This window comes from Citrobacter sp. Cpo045 (genome assembly GCF_030332875.1).
Taxonomy (GTDB): domain Bacteria; phylum Pseudomonadota; class Gammaproteobacteria; order Enterobacterales; family Enterobacteriaceae; genus Citrobacter; species Citrobacter portucalensis.
On record NZ_JAOWGZ010000086.1, the window covers coordinates 415,615 to 434,669 of the forward strand.

General features: G+C 52.6%; 18 protein-coding genes and 1 tRNA gene. 13 read left to right on the forward strand and 6 right to left on the reverse strand.

The window, feature by feature from the left end; translation table 11 throughout:
- Nucleotides 1–40 precede the first annotated feature (40 nt).
- Both gcvP and OGY13_RS08560 read left to right on the forward strand, forming a co-directional pair.
- Nucleotides 41–2,914 carry an aminomethyl-transferring glycine dehydrogenase gene (gene gcvP, locus OGY13_RS08555; protein ID WP_286637600.1) on the forward strand — a complete coding sequence of 958 codons (2,874 nt, stop codon included), beginning with the start codon at nucleotides 41–43 and terminating at the stop codon, nucleotides 2,912–2,914.
- A gap of 77 nt (nucleotides 2,915–2,991) precedes the next feature.
- On the forward strand, nucleotides 2,992–3,735 hold the full coding sequence (locus OGY13_RS08560; protein ID WP_149334914.1) for an SDR family oxidoreductase: 744 nt from the start codon (nucleotides 2,992–2,994) through the stop codon (nucleotides 3,733–3,735).
- A 93-nt stretch (nucleotides 3,736–3,828) separates the two neighbouring features.
- Here the strand turns inward: OGY13_RS08560 and bglA are convergent, their stop codons facing one another.
- Both bglA and OGY13_RS08570 read right to left on the reverse strand, forming a co-directional pair.
- Nucleotides 3,829–5,262, reverse strand: coding sequence for a 6-phospho-beta-glucosidase BglA (bglA, locus tag OGY13_RS08565; RefSeq protein WP_103284743.1), 1,434 nt, complete (start codon nucleotides 5,260–5,262; stop codon nucleotides 3,829–3,831).
- Between the two features lie 120 nt (nucleotides 5,263–5,382).
- On the reverse strand, nucleotides 5,383–6,111 hold the full coding sequence (locus OGY13_RS08570; RefSeq protein ID WP_071445579.1) for a MurR/RpiR family transcriptional regulator: 729 nt from the start codon (nucleotides 6,109–6,111) through the stop codon (nucleotides 5,383–5,385).
- 52 nt (nucleotides 6,112–6,163) lie between these two features.
- Here OGY13_RS08570 and yqfB point away from each other — a divergent pair, with 52 nt between their 5' ends.
- Both yqfB and trhA read left to right on the forward strand, forming a co-directional pair.
- The gene (gene yqfB / locus OGY13_RS08575; protein ID WP_048225466.1) at nucleotides 6,164–6,475 is read left to right on the forward strand and encodes a N(4)-acetylcytidine aminohydrolase; all 312 of its coding nucleotides are present in this window, start codon (nucleotides 6,164–6,166) and stop codon (nucleotides 6,473–6,475) included.
- A gap of 163 nt (nucleotides 6,476–6,638) precedes the next feature.
- A complete protein-coding gene (gene trhA, locus OGY13_RS08580) occupies nucleotides 6,639–7,301 on the forward strand; it encodes a PAQR family membrane homeostasis protein TrhA (RefSeq protein WP_060683277.1) in 663 nt (220 codons plus the stop codon).
- 131 nt (nucleotides 7,302–7,432) lie between these two features.
- Here trhA and ygfZ read toward each other — a convergent pair whose 3' ends face one another.
- Nucleotides 7,433–8,416, reverse strand: coding sequence for a tRNA-modifying protein YgfZ (gene ygfZ, locus OGY13_RS08585; RefSeq protein ID WP_008785741.1), 984 nt, complete (start codon nucleotides 8,414–8,416; stop codon nucleotides 7,433–7,435).
- Between the two features lie 257 nt (nucleotides 8,417–8,673).
- Between ygfZ and sdhE the strand changes: the two genes are divergently transcribed.
- Together sdhE and OGY13_RS08595 are read left to right on the forward strand one after the other, a co-directional pair.
- Nucleotides 8,674–8,940 (forward strand): FAD assembly factor SdhE, encoded by a 267-nt coding sequence (gene sdhE, locus OGY13_RS08590; RefSeq protein WP_003825514.1) that lies wholly within the window; start codon nucleotides 8,674–8,676, stop codon nucleotides 8,938–8,940.
- The gene (locus tag OGY13_RS08595; protein ID WP_213752655.1) at nucleotides 8,921–9,328 is read left to right on the forward strand and encodes a protein YgfX; all 408 of its coding nucleotides are present in this window, start codon (nucleotides 8,921–8,923) and stop codon (nucleotides 9,326–9,328) included. The genes sdhE and OGY13_RS08595 overlap by 20 nt, the downstream gene beginning before the upstream one ends.
- A 101-nt stretch (nucleotides 9,329–9,429) precedes the next feature.
- Here OGY13_RS08595 and fldB read toward each other — a convergent pair whose 3' ends face one another.
- Nucleotides 9,430–9,951 (reverse strand): flavodoxin FldB, encoded by a 522-nt coding sequence (gene fldB / locus OGY13_RS08600; RefSeq protein WP_003026933.1) that lies wholly within the window; start codon nucleotides 9,949–9,951, stop codon nucleotides 9,430–9,432.
- 113 nt (nucleotides 9,952–10,064) lie between these two features.
- Here fldB and xerD point away from each other — a divergent pair, with 113 nt between their 5' ends.
- The 5 genes from xerD to lysS all read left to right on the forward strand — a co-directional run bounded on the left by xerD (nucleotide 10,065) and on the right by lysS (nucleotide 16,154).
- Nucleotides 10,065–10,961, forward strand: coding sequence for a site-specific tyrosine recombinase XerD (gene xerD, locus OGY13_RS08605; protein WP_003825519.1), 897 nt, complete (start codon nucleotides 10,065–10,067; stop codon nucleotides 10,959–10,961).
- A gap of 23 nt (nucleotides 10,962–10,984) precedes the next feature.
- Complete coding sequence (dsbC, locus tag OGY13_RS08610; protein ID WP_213752656.1) at nucleotides 10,985–11,698, forward strand: bifunctional protein-disulfide isomerase/oxidoreductase DsbC; 714 nt, start codon at nucleotides 10,985–10,987, stop codon at nucleotides 11,696–11,698.
- Between the two features lie 5 nt (nucleotides 11,699–11,703).
- Entirely contained in the window at nucleotides 11,704–13,437 is a 1,734-nt protein-coding gene (gene recJ / locus OGY13_RS08615; RefSeq protein WP_103284745.1) for a single-stranded-DNA-specific exonuclease RecJ, read from the forward strand.
- A 91-nt stretch (nucleotides 13,438–13,528) separates the two neighbouring features.
- Nucleotides 13,529–14,627 (forward strand): peptide chain release factor 2 gene (prfB, locus tag OGY13_RS08620; protein WP_100194817.1). Its coding sequence is split into 2 segments (ribosomal slippage): nucleotides 13,529–13,603 and nucleotides 13,605–14,627, totalling 1,098 coding nucleotides; the frame shifts between segments, so codons are not numbered across the junction.
- Between the two features lie 9 nt (nucleotides 14,628–14,636).
- On the forward strand, nucleotides 14,637–16,154 hold the full coding sequence (gene lysS / locus OGY13_RS08625) for a lysine--tRNA ligase (RefSeq protein WP_005123357.1): 1,518 nt from the start codon (nucleotides 14,637–14,639) through the stop codon (nucleotides 16,152–16,154).
- Between the two features lie 77 nt (nucleotides 16,155–16,231).
- On the opposite strand, the gene idi is transcribed toward lysS, so the two are convergent.
- Nucleotides 16,232–16,786, reverse strand: a complete 555-nt coding sequence (gene idi, locus OGY13_RS08630) for an isopentenyl-diphosphate Delta-isomerase (protein WP_008785737.1) — start codon at nucleotides 16,784–16,786, stop codon at nucleotides 16,232–16,234.
- A 166-nt stretch (nucleotides 16,787–16,952) separates the two neighbouring features.
- On the opposite strand from idi, the gene actS reads away from it, so the two are divergent.
- Entirely contained in the window at nucleotides 16,953–17,711 is a 759-nt protein-coding gene (gene actS, locus OGY13_RS08635; protein WP_020996306.1) for an amidase activator ActS, read from the forward strand.
- Between the two features lie 79 nt (nucleotides 17,712–17,790).
- A tRNA-Gly gene (locus tag OGY13_RS08640) sits at nucleotides 17,791–17,864 on the forward strand.
- 33 nt (nucleotides 17,865–17,897) lie between these two features.
- Here OGY13_RS08640 and OGY13_RS08645 read toward each other — a convergent pair.
- Nucleotides 17,898–18,434 carry a GNAT family N-acetyltransferase gene (locus OGY13_RS08645; protein WP_213752657.1) on the reverse strand — a complete coding sequence of 179 codons (537 nt, stop codon included), beginning with the start codon at nucleotides 18,432–18,434 and terminating at the stop codon, nucleotides 17,898–17,900.
- Between the last annotated feature and the right edge of the window lie 621 nt (nucleotides 18,435–19,055).

The following is a 19,055-nucleotide window of genomic DNA, read 5'->3' on the forward strand; positions in this document are numbered from 1 at the left end:
GACAATCACGATTCACTGCACGTTTCAGGAACCATCGCCCATGACACAGACGTTAAGCCAGCTTGAAAACAGCGGCGCTTTCATTGAACGCCACATCGGACCGGACGCCGCGCAGCAGCAAGAGATGCTGAATGCGGTTGGCGCCGAGTCGTTAAACGCGCTGATCGGCCAGATTGTGCCGAAAGACATTCAGCTCGCAACCCCGCCACAGGTGGGCGAGGCGGCGACCGAATACGCTGCGCTGGCTGAATTAAAAGCCATCGCCGGGCGTAACAAGCGCTTCACGTCCTACATTGGCATGGGCTACACCGCCGTGCAGTTGCCACCGGTTATTCTGCGTAACATGCTGGAAAACCCAGGTTGGTACACCGCATATACGCCGTATCAGCCGGAAGTCTCCCAGGGACGACTGGAAGCTCTGCTGAACTTCCAACAGGTCACACTGGACCTGACGGGGCTGGATATGGCTTCCGCTTCTCTGCTGGATGAAGCCACTGCGGCTGCTGAAGCCATGGCGATGGCCAAACGTGTCAGCAAACTGAAAAATGCCAACCGTTTCTTTGTGGCGGCTGATGTTCACCCGCAAACGCTGGACGTGGTTCGCACCCGTGCAGAAACCTTTGGCTTTGACGTCATTGTTGATGACGCGGCGAAAGCGCTGGATCACCAGGATGTGTTTGGCGTGCTGTTGCAGCAGGTTGGCACCACCGGTGAAGTGCATGACTACAGCAAACTGATTGCCGAGCTGAAATCCCGTAAAGTTGTGGTCAGTGTCGCTGCCGACTTTATGGCGCTGGTACTGCTGACTGCACCGGGCAAACAGGGCGCGGATATTGTTTTCGGCTCTGCGCAACGCTTCGGCGTACCGATGGGTTACGGCGGCCCACACGCGGCATTCTTCGCCGCTAAAGACGAATTCAAACGCTCCATGCCAGGCCGTATTATCGGCGTATCGAAAGATGCGGAGGGCAATACCGCACTGCGCATGGCGATGCAGACTCGCGAGCAGCATATCCGCCGTGAGAAAGCGAACTCCAACATTTGTACCTCGCAGGTTCTGCTGGCCAACATCGCCAGCCTGTATGCCGTTTATCATGGTCCGGTTGGCCTGAAACGTATCGCTAATCGCATCCACCGCCTGACTGATATTCTGGCGGCCGGTCTGCAGCAGAAAGGGCTGAAGCTGCGCCATGCGCACTACTTCGACACTCTGTGTGTTGAAGTGGCCGACAAAGCGGCTGTTCTGGCGCGTGCCGAAGCGGCAGAAATCAACCTGCGTAGCGATATCCATAACGCGGTAGGTATTACGCTCGATGAAACCACCACCCGTGAAAACGTGGTGCAGTTGTTCAATGTTCTGCTGGGCGACAGCCACGGTTTGAATATCGATACGCTGGATAAAGATGTGGCGCTCGACAGCCGTTCCATTCAGGACAGCATGCTGCGTGACGATGCGATCCTCAGCCATCCGGTGTTTAATCGCTATCACAGTGAAACCGAGATGATGCGCTACATGCACTCGCTGGAGCGCAAAGATCTGGCGCTGAACCAGGCAATGATCCCGCTGGGTTCTTGCACCATGAAGCTGAACGCTGCCGCCGAGATGATCCCTATCACCTGGCCGGAATTCGCTGAACTTCACCCGTTCTGCCCGCCAGAGCAGGCAGAAGGTTATCACCAGATGATCGGCCAGCTTTCCGAGTGGCTGGTAAAACTGACCGGGTATGACGCCGTCTGCATGCAGCCGAACTCCGGCGCGCAGGGCGAATATGCGGGTCTGCTGGCGATTCGTCACTATCACGAAAGCCGTAACGAAGGCCACCGCGATATCTGTCTGATCCCGGCTTCTGCCCACGGTACCAACCCAGCATCCGCACAGATGGCGGGGATGCAGGTTGTGGTTGTCGCGTGTGATAAGAACGGCAACATCGACCTGGACAATCTGCGAGCAAAAGCAGAACAACATGCTGCGAATCTCTCCTGCATCATGGTGACCTATCCGTCTACTCACGGCGTGTATGAAGAAACGATCCGTGAAGTGTGCGACGTTGTACACCAGTTTGGCGGTCAGGTTTACCTTGATGGCGCGAACATGAACGCTCAGGTTGGGATCACCACGCCGGGCTTTATCGGCGCAGATGTCTCGCACCTCAACCTGCATAAAACATTCTGCATTCCGCACGGCGGCGGCGGCCCAGGTATGGGACCGATCGGCGTCAAATCACATCTGGCACCGTTCGTACCGGGTCACAGCGTAGTGCAGATTGAAGGAATGCTCACCCGTCAGGGCGCAGTTTCAGCGGCGCCGTTCGGTAGCGCATCCATTCTGCCAATCAGCTGGATGTACATCCGTATGATGGGTGCAGAAGGTCTGAAGCAGGCAAGCCAGGTGGCTATACTTAACGCTAACTACATTGCCAGCCGTCTGAAAGATGCTTATCCGGTACTGTATACCGGTCGCGACGGTCGCGTGGCGCATGAATGCATTCTCGATATTCGCCCACTGAAAGAAGAGACCGGCATCAGCGAACTGGATATTGCCAAGCGTCTGATCGATTACGGTTTCCATGCGCCGACTATGTCATTCCCGGTCGCGGGTACCCTGATGGTTGAACCGACTGAATCTGAAAGCAAAGTGGAACTTGATCGCTTTATCAATGCGATGCTGGCAATCCGCGCTGAAATCGATCGCGTGAAAGCCGGTGAATGGTCACTGGAAGATAACCCGCTGGTTAACTCACCGCACACGCAAAACGAGCTGGTCGCGGAGTGGAATCACGGTTATAGCCGCGAAATCGCCGTCTTCCCGGCTGGTGTGGCGAACAAATACTGGCCGACCGTGAAACGCCTTGATGATGTTTACGGTGACCGTAACCTGTTCTGCTCCTGCGTGCCGATGAGCGAATATCAGTAACTTTTCCGCGCAGTAAAGCTTTTGTAGGCCGGGTAAGGCGAAGTCGCCTCCCGGCTTTTTCATATCTGGAGGTATCCATGGGAATCGCACTGGTTACTGGCGGCAGTCGCGGCATCGGGCGGGCAACCGCGCTGCAGTTAGCGCAAGAGGGTTACACGGTTGCGGTTAACTTTCATCACAATATCCGTGCGGCAACGGAGGTGGTGAATACTATTGTCGCTGCCGGGGGAAAGGCGTTTGCTCTACGGGCTGATATCAGCGATGAAAGCCAGGTTGTGGCAATGTTTGAATCTATTGACCGTGAAGGTGAACCACTGACTGCGTTAGTGAATAATGCCGGGATTTTGTTTGAACAGAGCACGGTGGAAAGCCTAACCGCCGAAAGAATTAACCGCGTGCTGGCGACCAATGTTACCGGCTATTTTTTGTGTTGTCGGGAAGCGGTAAAGCGCATGTCGTTCAAACACGGAGGGCCAGGCGGGGCGATTGTGAATGTCTCTTCGGCGGCATCGCGGCTTGGTGCGCCATTCGAATATGTTGATTACGCGGCCTCAAAAGGCGCGGTGGACACGCTCACCACCGGCCTTGCGCTGGAGGTTGCGGCGCAAGGGATCCGCGTAAACTGCGTGCGACCTGGTCTTATCTACACTGAAATGCACGCTTCAGGCGGCGAGCCGGGAAGGGTCGATCGCGTGAAATCGATGTTGCCTATGCAGCGCGGAGGACAACCGGAGGAGGTCGCGCAGGCGATTACCTGGCTGCTTAGCGAGAAGGCGTCGTACGTAACGGGCAGTTTTCTGGAGCTGGCTGGCGGGAAGTAGGATTTAATCGCCGGATGGCGCTATGCTTATCCGGCCTACGGGAATTTAATATGTAGGCTGGATAAGGCGTTTACGCCGCCATCCGGCAAAAAATCAAAGTTTCTCGCCGTTGCTGGCAATCACCTCTTTGTACCAGTTAAAACTTTTCTTGCGTGAACGCGACATATCGCCGGTGCCGTCGTCGTGTTTGTTCACGTAGATAAAGCCGTAACGTTTGCTGTACTGACCGGTGGTGAACGAGACACAGTCGATGCAGCCCCACGGCGTGTAGCCCATCAGGTCTACGCCATCATAGGTTACCGCTTTCATCATCTCTTCAACGTGGGCGCGCAAATAGTCGATGCGATAGTCGTCGTTGATGCTGCCGTCTTCTTCCACTTTGTCGTAGGCACCAAATCCGTTTTCTACGATAAATAGCGGTTTCTGATAGCGCTCATACAGTTCACATAAGGCGTAACGCAGACCGACCGGATCAATCTGCCAGCCCCAGTCGGACGCTTTTACGTGCGGGTTCGGTACGCTGCCCTCAAAACCAGAAATGGCATCGCCGCTGCCGCCTTCCGCTTTTACCGCGTTGGTCATGTAGTAACTGAATCCGAGATAGTCACAGGTGCCTTCACGCAGGATTTGCTCATCTCCGGCTTCCATTCGGATGTTGAATTCGCGGCGTTCCCACTCGTTCAGTACATATGATGGATAGTAGCCGCGCAGTTGAACGTCGGTGAAAACGTAGCGCTCACGCATCGATTCCTGCGCGAACATCACATCTTCAGGCTTACAGGAGAACGGGTACAGCGGCACCATCGCCAGCATGCAGCCGACTTTCATTTCCGGGTTGATGCGGCGTGCGGCTTTCACTGCCAGAGCGCTGGCCACGAACTGGTGATGCAGCACCTGGTACATGGTTTCTTCCGGGTTTTCATGCTCGGTATACACCACGCCGGAGCAGCAATAACCAAACAGCGGTGCGCGCCAGTTGCGCTGGTTGTTGATCTCGTTAAAGGTCATCCAGTATTTGACCTTGTGCTTGTAGCGCTCAAAAACGACTTCAGCAAATCGGACAAAGAAATCGACGACTTTACGATTGGTCCAGCTACCGTATTGTTGAACCAGGTGCAGCGGCATTTCAAAGTGGGAAAGGGTGATGACCGGTTCGATGTTGTACTTCAGCAGTTCATCGAACATGTCGTCGTAGAACTTTAGCCCTTCTTCATTCGGCTGGCTTTCATCCCCTTTGGGGAAGATACGCGTCCAGGCGATTGAGGTACGGAAGCATTTGAAGCCCATCTCGGCAAACAGCTTAATGTCTTCTTTGTAATGACCGTAAAAATCGACGGCTTCGTGGTTGGGGTAGTACTTACCGGGCACAACTTCCTGAGTGATTTCTCGCGGAACGCCGTGCGCACCACCGGTCAGTACATCGCAAATACTGGGGCCTTTGCCACCTTTGTTCCAGCCGCCTTCAACCTGGTGCGCCGCAACCGCGCCGCCCCATAAAAAATCTTTTGGTAAGGTAAGTTTTTTCATCTGCGCTCAGTCTCAAATTAATACAATCTGATTTTGAGTCTAACAAAGGAAAGATAAATGTCACGATATAACAAAATAGCGCTAATGTGATTTGTTACATCCAAAAAACAGATTGTTTTTTTACGCTATTCTTTTCGCCAGCTTGCGGCCGAGTGACTCCAGAATATAAATAACAGGGATCTGTGTGGTTATATCGTATACCCCGGCAATGCGCGTCTGTGGAACGTGCCAGGAGAGATTAAAGTCAGCCAATTTGGCCAGCCGCGAATGTTCATGACTGGTGACAGACAGGACCCTACAGTTATGCAGGCTGAACTGGCTGGCAAAACGCAGGATCTCTTCTGTTTCACCGGAAACGGAAAGCACGATCGCCAGCGCGTTTCTGGCCATGTCATTCGTTACCGGGAAATAAGGATCATCAATGTGATTACTGAATTTTCCAACGTTTGAGAAAAAACGTGCGCCATATTTGGCTAAGGCTCCGGATGTTCCCGCTCCGACGAATATAATACGTTCGGAAGATAATATAATATCAACAGCCTGATCGAGCAGGTTATCGAACTCATCATTATTAACGCCTTTAAAGAAGCTGATAATTTCGCTGGCACCGAAATTAGCCTGTTGCGGTTCATTCTGCTCTAAATATAATTTGAAGCGCACGCGAAATTCTGAGTAACCTTCACACTTAAGCTTGCGGCAAAAGCGCAGTACGGTGGTAGTGGAAACACCCACGGCATCGGCCAGTTCGCGAATGGTCATGTACATGACTTTGTCACGGTTTTTGATGACATAGTTGTAGACCAGCATCTCAAGATTGTTGAGACTGGCGATGGCAGCGTGGGAGAACATACTCACAATGGCAAAACTCACTCATCAGACTTCATCTACAGGGAATAATAACATGCAGCCAAATGACATCACTTTTTTTCAGCGTTTCCAGGATGACATTCTGGCCGGACGCAAGACCATCACTATTCGTGACGAGTCTGAATCACACTTCAAAGCCGGGGACATTTTACGGGTTGGGCGCTTCGAAGATGACGGTTACTTCTGCACGATTGAGGTTGTTGGCACCTCAACCGTCACGCTGGATACGCTGACGGATAAACATGCCCAGCAGGAAAATATGACGCTTGAAGAACTTAAACATGTCATTGCCGAGATTTACCCGGATCAGACGCAATTTTATGTGATTGATTTTAAATGTCTTTGATTTTAATGGTACGCATGTTAGCTGAAATTTAAAAACTAACACCATGATTTTTAATGGTAAATATTTATCTGGTAATTATTTTAGCTAACAGGTGTTCACTGGAACCATTCTCAGTTACGCTAGAGGAGCAATCACGATAGGGTTCGTTTCTCGGGAGTAAGTTATGGTTCAGAAGCCATTAATCGCGCAGGGATATTCGCTGGCAGAGGAAATAGCCAACAGCATCAGTCACGGTATCGGGCTGGTGTTTGGGATTGTCGGACTGGTGTTGTTGCTGGTTCAGGCAGTGGATACCAATGCCAGCGCTATGGCGATTACCAGCTATAGCCTGTACGGCGGCAGCATGATCCTGCTGTTCCTCGCCTCAACCTTGTATCACGCGATCCCCCATCAGAGAGCGAAAGTCTGGCTGAAAAAGTTCGACCACTGTGCGATTTATCTGCTGATTGCCGGGACCTACACGCCATTTCTGCTGGTGGGGCTTGATTCGCCGCTGGCACGTGGACTTATGATTGTTATCTGGAGCCTGGCGCTGATCGGTATTTTATTCAAACTGACCATCGCACACCGGTTTAAAATTCTGTCGCTGGTGACTTACCTGACAATGGGCTGGCTTTCGCTGATTGTGGTGTATCAACTGGCGGTGAAGTTGGCGACGGGAGGCGTGACGTTGCTGGCTGTTGGCGGTGTAGTGTATTCGCTGGGCGTAATTTTCTACGTCTGTAAGCGTATTCCTTATAACCATGCGATCTGGCACGGTTTTGTGCTGGGCGGCAGCGTTTGCCACTTCCTGGCGATCTATCTGTACGTGGGGCAACACGCATAGATTCAGTGCAACCCCGGGGGCGGCGTAAACGCCTCGCCCGGGCTGTATTTTGTTGGCCGGACGAGGCAATGCCGCAATTCGGCGGCCTGTGCCGAATTCCCTGATGGCGCTGCACTTATCAGGCCTACCAATTACTCTTCGTCTAACGAATATGGCAGCGGTACGATACGCAGCGTTTTTGCGTCGTCACGAACGCGGAACACGCTGTCGGCCTCCATGTCGTTATTCATCACAACCTGCACCAGTACCTGACCATCGGCCAGTTGTACTGCAGCAAGTACGGTACCAGTACGACGCCAGTTCTCGCCCATTTTTAATTCAAGGTCTTCGCCAGCTTCCGGTACTCGACCGGCGGCCCCCGCCAAAGTCCACATGGCGCGTTTGTTGGCTCCGCGGAATTTTGCACGAGCCACCATTTCCTGACCGGTGTAGCAGCCTTTTTTAAAGCTGATCCCGCCCAGAGCCTGCAGATTGGTAGCCTGTGGAATAAACTGTGCACTGTTGGCTGTATCAATAACGGGGATACCCGCTTCGATATCCAGCGCCAGCCACTGCTGGCTGTTATTTAACTCTGCTTCGCCACGCAGCTTTTCAACCAAGGTTTCTGCTGTGGTAGCATCAACGATCAGCAGAAAACGTTCGGCAGGGTGTTCGAACCACAATACCGTGGAGGCACCTTCGGTAATGACCTGCTTATCACTGTTCGGTAATTCGCTAAAGAGATTGGCCAGCGCTGCACGTGCCTGGAATCCCGCTACGCCCAGCAGGACGCGCTCGTCGTCTGGGGCGATCGCCACCTTCGAGAAGACCGCGTATTTTTTCAGCTCAGTGAGCTGCGCATCACGCAGGCTACGGCGCTCAAGCCATGCAAAACCGTCACCCTGGCGGAACAGACGCAGGTTGCTCCACATTTTACCTTTGGCGTCACAATGTGCAGCCAACAGGTGCTGATGCTCGGTCATCTGGCTGACATCCGCCGTGACCTGACCCTGAATATACTTCTCACTGTCGACACCGGTGATGGTGGCGAGCGCCCAGTCATCGAGCGTCATTAGCGTCAGAGGTAAACGCGTTGACGCAAAAGGCTGGCGAGGAGGAAAAGATGTAAAAGCCATAATAATGTCCTGATTTGCTTAACGCAGTGATGATGACTAATGGTAAAAGAGCTATGGCCCATTGCAAGCGGTTTAAACAGGCTATTTGTGCCATATATTGTGCTTTGCGAGGAGACATCCAAAATTGGTGAATCCTTTGGCTTAATAAGGTTTTATTTAGCGAGCGAGCTTCAGTTTACTGATATTCCCGTAAAAAGAGCGGGAAAAACACGTTACAATAGCGGGATACTTCGTTTTCGCGAGACAGGGAGAAGAACATGGATATTAACAACAAAGCACGTATTCATTGGGCATGCCGCCGCGGTATGCGCGAGCTGGACATCTCGATCATGCCGTTTTTCGAACATGAATATGACAGCTTAAGTGACGAAGAAAAACGTATCTTTATCCGTCTGCTAGAATGTGATGATCCAGATTTATTTAACTGGTTGATGAATCATGGGAAACCAGCTGATGAGCAGCTGGAACAGATGGTGCGACTTATCCAGACACGGAATCGGGAACGTGGTCCAGTGGCAATCTGATTTACGCGTATCATGGCGCGCGCAGTGGCTTTCACTGCTAATTCATGGGCTGGTCGCGGTGTTTATTTTATTGATGCCCTGGCCATTGAGCTACACCCCATTATGGCTGGTTTTACTCTCTCTGGTGGTGTTCGATAGCGTTCGCAGTCAGCGTCGAATCAACGCCTGTCAGGGTGAGATTCGGCTATTGATGGATGGCCGTCTGCGCTGGCAAGGGCAAGAGTGGTCTATCGTTAACGCCCCCTGGATGGTTAAAACAGGCATGATGCTGCGTTTGCGATCTGATGCCGGAAAACGTCAACATTTGTGGCTGGCTGCAGACAGTATGGATGATGCAGAGTGGCGGGATTTACGGCGGTTGATGCTGCAAAAGGCGAAGCAAGGGTAACGCATGACACATGCCTGATGGCGCGCAGCTTGAAGGCCTACAGTTAGGTGCGTCATGCAGGCCGGATAACGCATTTACGCCGTCATCCGGCAAATCGGTTATCAGGACCAGTGCTCGGCCATTTCCCCAAGAATTTGCTCGCACCAGGCCTGAATGCGTTCATCGCTGAGATCGTACTGGTTTGTCTCATCCAGCGCCAGGCCAACAAACAGTTGTCCATCAGCAATGACGGGTTTATCGCTGGTGAATTCGTAGCCTTCGGTGGGCCAGTAGCCGACAAACTTTACACCTTTGGTGATCAGTTTATCGTGCAGCATACCCAACGCATCCAGGAACCATTCGCCGTATCCCAACTGATCGCCCATACCGTAAAGTGCGACAATCTTGCCTTCCAGGTTGAGGTCGTCCAGTTGCTCCCAGACCGCTTCCCAGTCCTCCTGAATTTCACCGAAATCCCAGGTTGGGATGCCCAAAATGAGCACGTCATATTGCTCCATTAGGGTCGGGGAATCGTCTTTGAGGTTGTGCAGTGTCACCAGTTCGGGACCCAGGATATCGCGGATTTTTTCTGCTGCCATTTCGGTGTAGCAGGTGCTGGAACCGTAAAAAAGACCCATGTTCATGACGTAAACATCTCAATTCTGCTGTAGCGTTGCGGGTAGTGTAACAGAATCGCCGCATTCACGGCACAATGAGGCATAATGCATCAAAAATGAGAGTGGAATAAGGGGCGCGAGTGGAACAGGATCTGGCGCGCATCGAGCAGTTTCTTGATGCCCTGTGGCTGGAACGAAATCTGGCGGAAAACACATTAAGTGCGTATCGTCGCGATCTGACCATGCTTGTGGAATGGTTACATCACCGCGGCGCTTCGCTTGCGACCGCGCAAAGTGATGATCTGCAAGCCTTGCTGGCTGAGCGGATGGATGGAGGGTATAAAGCCACCAGTTCCGCACGTTTGCTCAGTGCGACGCGACGTTTTTTTCAGCATCTGTACCGCGAAAAATATCGCGAAGATGACCCCAGCGCCTCGCTTGCATCACCTAAACTTCCGCAGCGCCTGCCTAAAGATCTCAGCGAAGCGCAGGTTGAGCGGCTGCTACAAGCGCCGCTTATTGAGCAACCGCTGGAGCTACGCGACAAAGCCATGCTGGAAGTGCTGTATGCAACAGGCCTGCGCGTGTCTGAACTGGTAGGACTGACGATGAGTGACGTCAGCCTGCGTCAGGGTGTAGTACGGGTGATCGGTAAAGGTAACAAAGAGCGCCTTGTCCCGTTGGGTGAGGAGGCAGTGTACTGGCTGGAAACGTATCTGGAGCACGGGCGTCCATGGTTGCTCAACGGCGTATCGATTGATGTGCTGTTTCCTAGTCAGCGGGCGCAACAGATGACCCGTCAGACCTTCTGGCATCGTATCAAACACTATGCTGTGTTGGCGGGAATCGACAGCGAAAAGCTGTCACCGCACGTCCTGCGGCACGCGTTTGCCACGCATCTGCTCAACCATGGCGCAGACCTGCGCGTGGTGCAGATGCTACTGGGGCATAGCGATCTCTCGACAACGCAGATTTATACTCATGTCGCAACGGAGCGCTTGCGGCAACTACATCAACAGCATCACCCGCGAGCGTGAGTGCTGACAGGATAGGATAGGCTATGAAAAAACGTTTTATGATGTTCACCCTGCTGGCGACGGCGTTTTCCGGCATGGTACATGCAGACGACGCGGCAATTCGTCAGTCATTAGCAAAGCTGGGTGTGCAGAGCACCGAGATTCAACCTGCTCCGGTTACGGGCATGAAAACCGTACTGACCAATAGCGGCGTGCTGTACGTTACCGAAGACGGTAAACATATTATCCAGGGACCGATGTACGACGTGAGCGGCGCAAGTCCGGTGAATGTCACCAACCAACTGCTGATGAAGCATCTGAACGCGCTGGAAAAAGAGATGATCATCTACAAAGCGCCGCAGGAAAAACACGTCATTACCGTTTTCACCGACATCACTTGTGGTTACTGCCACAAGCTGCATGAAGAGATGAAAGATTACAATGCGTTGGGGATCACCGTACGTTATCTGGCCTTCCCTCGTCAGGGGCTGGACAGCCAGGCTGAGCAAGACATGAAGTCTATCTGGTGTGCTAAGGACAAAAACAAAGCCTTTGACGACGCGATGACTGGCAAGGGCGTGAAAGCGGCGACCTGTGATGTGGATATCGCTAACCACTATGCGCTGGGCGTACAGTTTGGCGTCAGCGGTACACCGGCGATTGTGCTGAGCAATGGCTATGTCGTACCTGGTTATCAGGGCCCGAAAGAGATGAAAGAATTCCTCGACGCACATGCAAAACAGACCAGCGGTAAATAATTCGCGTGAAACAACAGATACAACTTCGTCGGCGTGAAGCCGACGAGACAGCCGAGCTACCTGCCGACTTACCGCCGCTGCTGCGCCGTTTATACGCCAGCCGTGGTGTACGTAGCGCGCAGGAGCTTGAGCGTAGCGTCAAAGGAATGCTGCCTTGGCAGCATTTAAACGGTGTCGAAAAGGCGGTTGAGATTCTCTACAACGCCTTTCGTGCGGGAACTCGCATCATTGTTGTCGGCGATTTCGATGCCGATGGCGCGACCAGCACGGCGCTAAGCATCCTGGCGATGCGCGCGTTGGGCTGCAGTAACGTTGACTACCTGGTGCCAAATCGTTTTGAGGACGGTTATGGTTTAAGCCCGGAAGTCGTTGATCAGGCCCATGCCCGTGGTGCTCAGCTGATTGTCACCGTAGACAACGGCATCTCGTCTCACGCGGGTGTCGAACATGCCAGAACGTTGGGGATCCCGGTCGTTGTGACCGATCACCACCTGCCAGGGGATACGCTGCCGGGCGCAGAGGCGATCATCAATCCTAACCTGCACGACTGTGAGTTCCCGTCGAAATCGCTGGCAGGCGTTGGTGTAGCCTTCTATCTGATGCTGGCGCTGCGCACTTTCCTGCGTGATAAAGGCTGGTTTGATGAGCGAGGCATTGCACCGCCGAACCTGGCGGATTTGCTCGATCTGGTTGCGCTTGGCACGGTGGCGGACGTGGTACCGCTGGATGCCAATAACCGCATTCTGACGTGGCAAGGCTTAAGCCGTATCCGTGCTGGAAAATGCCGCCCTGGTATCAAAGCGCTGCTGGAGATTTCCAATCGCGACCCCCTAAAGCTGGCAGCCAGTGATTTAGGTTTTGCCCTCGGGCCACGGCTGAATGCGGCGGGGCGTCTGGACGATATGTCCGTTGGCGTAGCGCTGTTGCTGTGCGACAACATTGGTGAAGCGCGCGTGCTGGCCAATGAGCTGGACGCACTCAACCAGACACGCAAAGAAATTGAGCAGGGTATGCAGGCCGAAGCACTTACCCTGTGTGAAAAGCTGGAACGCAGTAGCGATACGCTTCCGGGCGGCCTGGCAATGTATCATCCCGAGTGGCATCAGGGCGTTGTGGGGATTCTGGCATCGCGTATTAAAGAGCGATTCCATCGCCCGGTGATAGCGTTTGCCCCGGCAGGTGACGGTACTCTTAAAGGCTCCGGGCGTTCGATTCAGGGGCTGCACATGCGCGATGCGCTGGAGCGCCTGGACACCCTTTATCCGGGCATGATCCTCAAGTTTGGCGGTCACGCCATGGCTGCGGGCTTATCGCTTGAAGAGGCGCAGTTTGAGCGTTTCCAGCAGCGTTTTGGCGAACTGGTAACCGAGTGGTTGGATCCCGCCTTACTGCAAGGTGAAGTGGTGTCGGATGGCCCACTGAACGCGTCGGAGATGACCATGGAGGTCGCACAAATGCTGCGTGATGCCGGACCGTGGGGACAAATGTTCCCGGAACCGCTGTTTGACGGGCATTTCCGTTTGCTCCAGCAGCGTCTGGTCGGTGAGCGTCATCTGAAGGTGATGGTCGAGCCTGTTGGCGGCGGCCCACTGCTGGACGGTATTGCGTTTAACGTCGATACCACCTGCTGGCCGGACAACGGCGTGCGCGAAGTTCAGCTTGCCTACAAACTGGATATTAACGAGTTTCGCGGCAACCGTAGTTTGCAGATTATAATCGACAATATCTGGCCACTCTGACGAATTTAGTGTGTATAAAATTGAGTCGGGATCCGGTACAATCCCGCTCTTATCACCGCATTTTGACTAGTCCAATAAAAGAAATCAGACAATGTTTGAAATTAATCCGGTAAATAACCGCATTCAGGACCTCACGGAGCGCTCTGACGTTCTTAGGGGGTATCTTTGACTATGATGCCAAGAAAGAGCGTCTGGAAGAAGTAAACGCCGAGCTGGAACAGCCGGACGTATGGAACGAACCCGAACGCGCGCAGGCGCTGGGTAAAGAGCGTTCTTCTCTTGAAGCCATCGTTGATACGCTCGATCAGATGAGCCAGGGCCTGGAAGATGTCTCCGGCCTGCTGGAACTGGCTGTAGAAGCCGACGACGAAGAAACCTTTAACGAAGCCGTAGCAGAACTCGACACGCTGGAAGATAAACTGGCCCAGCTGGAATTCCGTCGTATGTTCTCCGGTGAATATGACAGCGCAGATTGCTATCTCGATATTCAGGCAGGTTCTGGCGGTACGGAAGCGCAGGACTGGGCAAGCATGCTGATGCGCATGTATCTGCGTTGGGCTGAAGCGCGCGGCTTTAAGACTGAAATTATTGAAGAGTCTGAAGGTGAAGTGGCGGGTATTAAATCCGTAACCATCAGAATTGCTGGCGAATATGCGTACGGTTGGCTGCGTACTGAAACCGGCGTACACCGTCTGGTTCGTAAGAGTCCGTTCGACTCCGGCGGGCGTCGCCATACGTCGTTCAGTTCTGCGTTTGTTTATCCGGAAGTTGATGATGATATTGATATCGATATCAACCCGGCGGATCTGCGTATTGACGTTTACCGTGCCTCCGGTGCGGGTGGTCAGCACGTTAACCGTACGGAATCTGCGGTGCGTATTACCCACATCCCGACTGGGATTGTGACGCAGTGTCAGAACGACCGTTCCCAGCACAAGAACAAAGACCAGGCCATGAAGCAGATGAAAGCGAAGCTTTATGAACTGGAAATGCAGAAGAAGAATGCCGAGAAACAGGCGATGGAAGACAACAAGTCAGATATCGGCTGGGGTAGCCAGATTCGTTCTTATGTCCTTGATGACTCCCGCATCAAAGATCTGCGTACCGGGGTTGAAACCCGTAACACGCAGGCGGTGCTGGATGGCAGCCTGGATCAATTTATCGAAGCAAGTTTGAAAGCAGGGTTATGAGGAACCAACATGTCTGAACAACACGTACAGGGCGCTGACGCGGTAGCCGACCTTAACAATGAACTGAAAACGCGCCGTGAGAAGCTGGCGAGCCTGCGTGAGCAGGGGATCCCGTTCCCGAACGATTTCCGTCGCGATCATACCTCAGACCAACTGCATGCTGACTTCGACGCGAAAGAAAACGAAGAGCTGGAAGCGCTGAACATTGAGGTATCCGTTGCTGGCCGTATGATGACCCGTCGTATTATGGGTAAAGCATCATTCGTTACGCTGCAGGACGTTGGCGGCCGTATTCAGCTGTACGTTGCTCGCGATGACCTGCCGGAAGGCGTCTACAACGAGCAGTTCAAAAAATGGGATCTGGGCGATATCCTCGGCGCGAAAGGTAAGTTGTTCAAGACCAAGACCGGTGAGTTGTCTATTCACTGCACCGAACTGCGTCTGCTGACCAAAGCGCTGCGCCCGCTGCCGGACAAATTCCACGGTCTGCAGGATCAGGAAGCGCGCTATCGTCAACGTTACCTGGATCTCATCTCTAACGATGAATCCCGCAATACCTTTAAAGTGCGTTCACAAATTATGGCTGGCATCCGTCAGTTCATGGTGGGTCGCGGCTTTATGGAAGTGGAAACCCCGATGATGCAGGTGATCCCTGGCGGTGCCGCTGCGCGTCCGTTCATCACCCATCATAACGCGCTGGATCTGGATATGTACCTGCGTATTGCGCCGGAACTGTACCTCAAGCGTCTGGTGGTTGGCGGCTTCGAACGCGTGTTCGAAATTAACCGTAACTTCCGTAACGAAGGCATCTCTGTTCGCCATAACCCAGAGTTCACCATGATGGAACTCTACATGGCTTATGCGGACTACAAAGATCTGATCGAACTGACCGAATCGCTGTTCCGTACGCTGGCGCAGAACGTTCTGGGAACGACTGAAGTGCCTTATGGTGAAGAAGTCTTCGACTTCGGTAAGCCGTTCGAAAAACTGACCATGCGCGAAGCGATTCAGAAATACCGTCCGGAAACCAACATGGCCGATCTGGATAACTTCGACTCTGCAAAAGCGATTGCTGAATCTATCGGCATCAAAGTTGAGAAGAGCTGGGGTCTGGGCCGTATCGTGACCGAGATCTTTGAAGAAGTTGCGGAAGCGCACCTGATTCAACCGACCTTCATTACCGAGTACCCGGCAGAAGTTTCTCCGCTGGCGCGTCGTAATGACGAAAACCCGGAAATCACTGACCGCTTCGAATTCTTCATCGGCGGACGTGAAATCGGTAACGGTTTCAGCGAGCTGAACGATGCGGAAGATCAGGCGCAGCGTTTCCAGGATCAGGTTAACGCTAAAGATGCGGGTGATGACGAAGCAATGTTCTATGACGAAGACTACGTTACCGCTCTGGAACACGGTCTGCCGCCGACTGCGGGTCTGGGCATTGGTATCGACCGTATGGTTATGCTGTTCACCAACAGCCATACCATCCGCGACGTGATCCTGTTCCCGGCGATGCGCCCGGTTAAGTAAGATGTGAAATGCCGGATGGCGGCTGACGCCTTATCCGGCCTACGATTCGTTATGTAGGCCAGATAAGCGTAGCGCCATCAGGCAATAATTTGTTGGCAGTAATTCCGCAACAGCGCACGCGCTTCTTTGTCTGCAACCTGCATTACCATCCACGGGCTAAAAGCCCACGGCGTCGCGTCAATCCCGCTTAAGACATCCTCAAGACTGCTCCACTGGCAATCCATCACTTCATCTGGGTTTAGCTGTAGCGGACTCACGATATGTGCGGCATAAACCGGGCACACTTCGTTTTCAACTATTCCACTCGGGTCTGTAGCGCGATAACGAAAGTCATCGTATACAGGGCTGAGCAAGTCGATGTCTGCACCCAGTTCGAAGCGAGCCCGGCGAACAATAGCGGCTTCGTGGGTTTCACCCAGCTGCGGGTGACCGCAGACAGAGTTGGTCCAGACGCCAGGCCAGGCTTTTTTGTGCAGCGAGCGGCGGGTGACCAGCAGTTGGCCCTGCTCGTTAAATATCCAGCACGAGAAAGCGGAATGCAGGGGGGTTGTGGCGGTATGCGCCGCATATTTTTCCAGCGTTCCGCAGGGTTGGTCCTGCTCATTCAATAAAATGACATGTTCCTGTCGCATAGCGTCCACCATCAATCTTAAGCATCCATATTATATGCTTAATTAAGTCAGATTGATTAACAGAGGGTGTGAAATGCCAGGGCCGACGGTTCGTTGCGCGATATGATTTGGCATCCGGTTTCTGGCTGCTATGATAAAGCGTCTGAAAATGTTGCGAGGTATTGTTTTGAGTGCAGGACGCCTGAAGAAAAATGGCCTGGGTATCGTGATGTTGCTGTGCGTCGGTCTGCTGTTAGCAGGGTGTTCCGGGAGCAAGTCGTCTGATACAGGAAGTTATTCCGGCTCCGTGTATACCGTGAAGCGGGGGGATACGCTATACCGTATTTCGCGCGCTACCGGGACCAGCGTGAAAGAAATCGCACGCCTGAATAATATTTCACCGCCCTATACCATTGAAGTAGGGCAAAAACTGAAGGTCAGCGGTGGCGCGAAAACCAGTTCTAACTCTGGCAAAACAACCAAGAAATCCTCAACCAAAACGGCAGCGGTCAGACCGTCTTCGTCCGTACCGCAGTCTTCCTGGCCTCCGGTAGGGCAACGTTGCTGGCTGTGGCCTGCCAGCGGTAAGGTGATCCTGCCTTATTCAACCGCGGACGGCGGCAACAAGGGCATTGATATCTCGGCTGCGCGCGGTACACCGATTTATGCCGCCGGCGCCGGGAAGGTGGTTTACGTCGGTAATCAGCTGCGGGGCTATGGTAATCTCATCATGATTAAGCACAGTGAGGACTACATCACTGCGTATGCGCATAATGACACCATGCTGGTGAACAACGGTCAAAACGTGAAGGCCGGGCAGAAAATCGCAACGATGGGCAGCTCGGATGCGACTACGGTGCGGCTGCATTTCCAAATCCGCTACCGGGCGACGGCTATCGATCCGCTGCGTTATTTGCCGCCGCAGGGCAGTAAGCCAAAATGCTGACGGTGATTTAATCGCCAGTCAGTCGGTTAGTCCCTTGCCAAGAAGAGCGTAAGGTTTATAATCCCTTACGCACTTCGATGCGGGCGTAGTTCAATGGTAGAACGAGAGCTTCCCAAGCTCTATACGAGGGTTCGATTCCCTTCGCCCGCTCCAAAATTCTCTCCCTGTAGTTAATCCTTAAAAACGTTAGATAGCGACACCGGAATCCGGTGGTAGCGTGCCGTTACCTTCACCCAGATTACGTTGTAGCAATACCGTGTCGAGCCATAGCCCATGTTTGAAGCCAATGTTTTTCAGTGTGCCGATTTGCGTAAATCCGGCCTGCTGATGGACTTTTAACGATCCCTGATTATTGCTGTCGCCGACGATGGCAATCAGTTGCCGATAACCCTGTGCTTCAGCCCAGCCAATCACATGACGCGGTAAGGCTTTTCCTACACCCTGACGCTGAGCCGTTGGAGCAATATAAATCGAATCCTCAAGGGTATAGCGGTAGGCATAGCGCTCGCGGTAGCGGGTGAGGTAGCAATACCCGATGACCTTATCTTCCTGCAGAGCGACGACCCACGGCAGCCCGAGGCTGCGGATTTTTTCCAGACGAGCAAGCATCTCGTGTGCATCCGGCGGGTCGGTTTCAAAGCTGCCGGTACCGTGAAGAACATGATGTGCATAGATATCGCGTATGGCGAGGATGTGCTTTTCTTCTGCGTTAACGATTTTCATTGACCGGCTCCCATTGGCGTCTTTGCCCAGATTACCTGAAAGTCTGAGGGGAAGGTAAGTGCAAAAAATTATGCTTCTATCAGTTGCTTGTAATGCAAATAGGCTTGCATATTGTAAGGGGAAATAATTGATTGTGGTTGATATTGTCAATAGTACGCAAGGTTGGTAAATATATTAACAGGTAGAGTAATACACAATTATTCACGCACGTATTTGATTGAGTTTCCAAATACCAATTATGGTAGGTTTCGAAAAATGATAAATAAAGTTGTTTGATTTCAACGCATTGTTACTGTATCTAATTCTTCTTGCGCCTGTACCCTTATTTTCATTTCATTGGCCCTGTTTGAGCCCTAAAAATTAAGTTATATTTTGTTGTTAGCAGAGTGCCTATTATCAGATTTTTCTCTATTCACCTCTCAAAATAGTTACCATGCAAACAGTTGCGCGGTGTAGCTATACTAACCAGCAATAGTAAGCATCGTCACATGACGTCACCGGGCAAACTTTGTTTAAATCCAGAATTCAATCCCAAGAGTATTAGGGAAGGTGCGAATAAGCAGGTCATGTCTTCCCAAGCTGACTCGTTGATTAAAATTTCGCGGATCTGGGCCGATTTTT

Excerpts from the sequence above, each read along its gene's own strand:
- gcvP (WP_286637600.1), top strand. The coding sequence starts at position 41 with ATGACACAGACGTTAAGCCAGCTTGAAAACAGCGGCGCTTTCATTGAA.
- OGY13_RS08560 (WP_149334914.1), top strand. The coding sequence starts at position 2,992 with ATGGGAATCGCACTGGTTACTGGCGGCAGTCGCGGCATCGGGCGGGCA.
- bglA (WP_103284743.1), bottom strand. The coding sequence starts at position 5,262 with ATGAAAAAACTTACCTTACCAAAAGATTTTTTATGGGGCGGCGCGGTT.
- OGY13_RS08570 (WP_071445579.1), bottom strand. The coding sequence starts at position 6,111 with ATGTTCTCCCACGCTGCCATCGCCAGTCTCAACAATCTTGAGATGCTG.
- yqfB (WP_048225466.1), top strand. The coding sequence starts at position 6,164 with ATGCAGCCAAATGACATCACTTTTTTTCAGCGTTTCCAGGATGACATT.
- trhA (WP_060683277.1), top strand. The coding sequence starts at position 6,639 with ATGGTTCAGAAGCCATTAATCGCGCAGGGATATTCGCTGGCAGAGGAA.
- ygfZ (WP_008785741.1), bottom strand. The coding sequence starts at position 8,416 with ATGGCTTTTACATCTTTTCCTCCTCGCCAGCCTTTTGCGTCAACGCGT.
- sdhE (WP_003825514.1), top strand. The coding sequence starts at position 8,674 with ATGGATATTAACAACAAAGCACGTATTCATTGGGCATGCCGCCGCGGT.
- fldB (WP_003026933.1), bottom strand. The coding sequence starts at position 9,951 with ATGAACATGGGTCTTTTTTACGGTTCCAGCACCTGCTACACCGAAATG.
- dsbC (WP_213752656.1), top strand. The coding sequence starts at position 10,985 with ATGAAAAAACGTTTTATGATGTTCACCCTGCTGGCGACGGCGTTTTCC.
- lysS (WP_005123357.1), top strand. The coding sequence starts at position 14,637 with ATGTCTGAACAACACGTACAGGGCGCTGACGCGGTAGCCGACCTTAAC.
- idi (WP_008785737.1), bottom strand. The coding sequence starts at position 16,786 with ATGCGACAGGAACATGTCATTTTATTGAATGAGCAGGACCAACCCTGC.
- OGY13_RS08645 (WP_213752657.1), bottom strand. The coding sequence starts at position 18,434 with ATGAAAATCGTTAACGCAGAAGAAAAGCACATCCTCGCCATACGCGAT.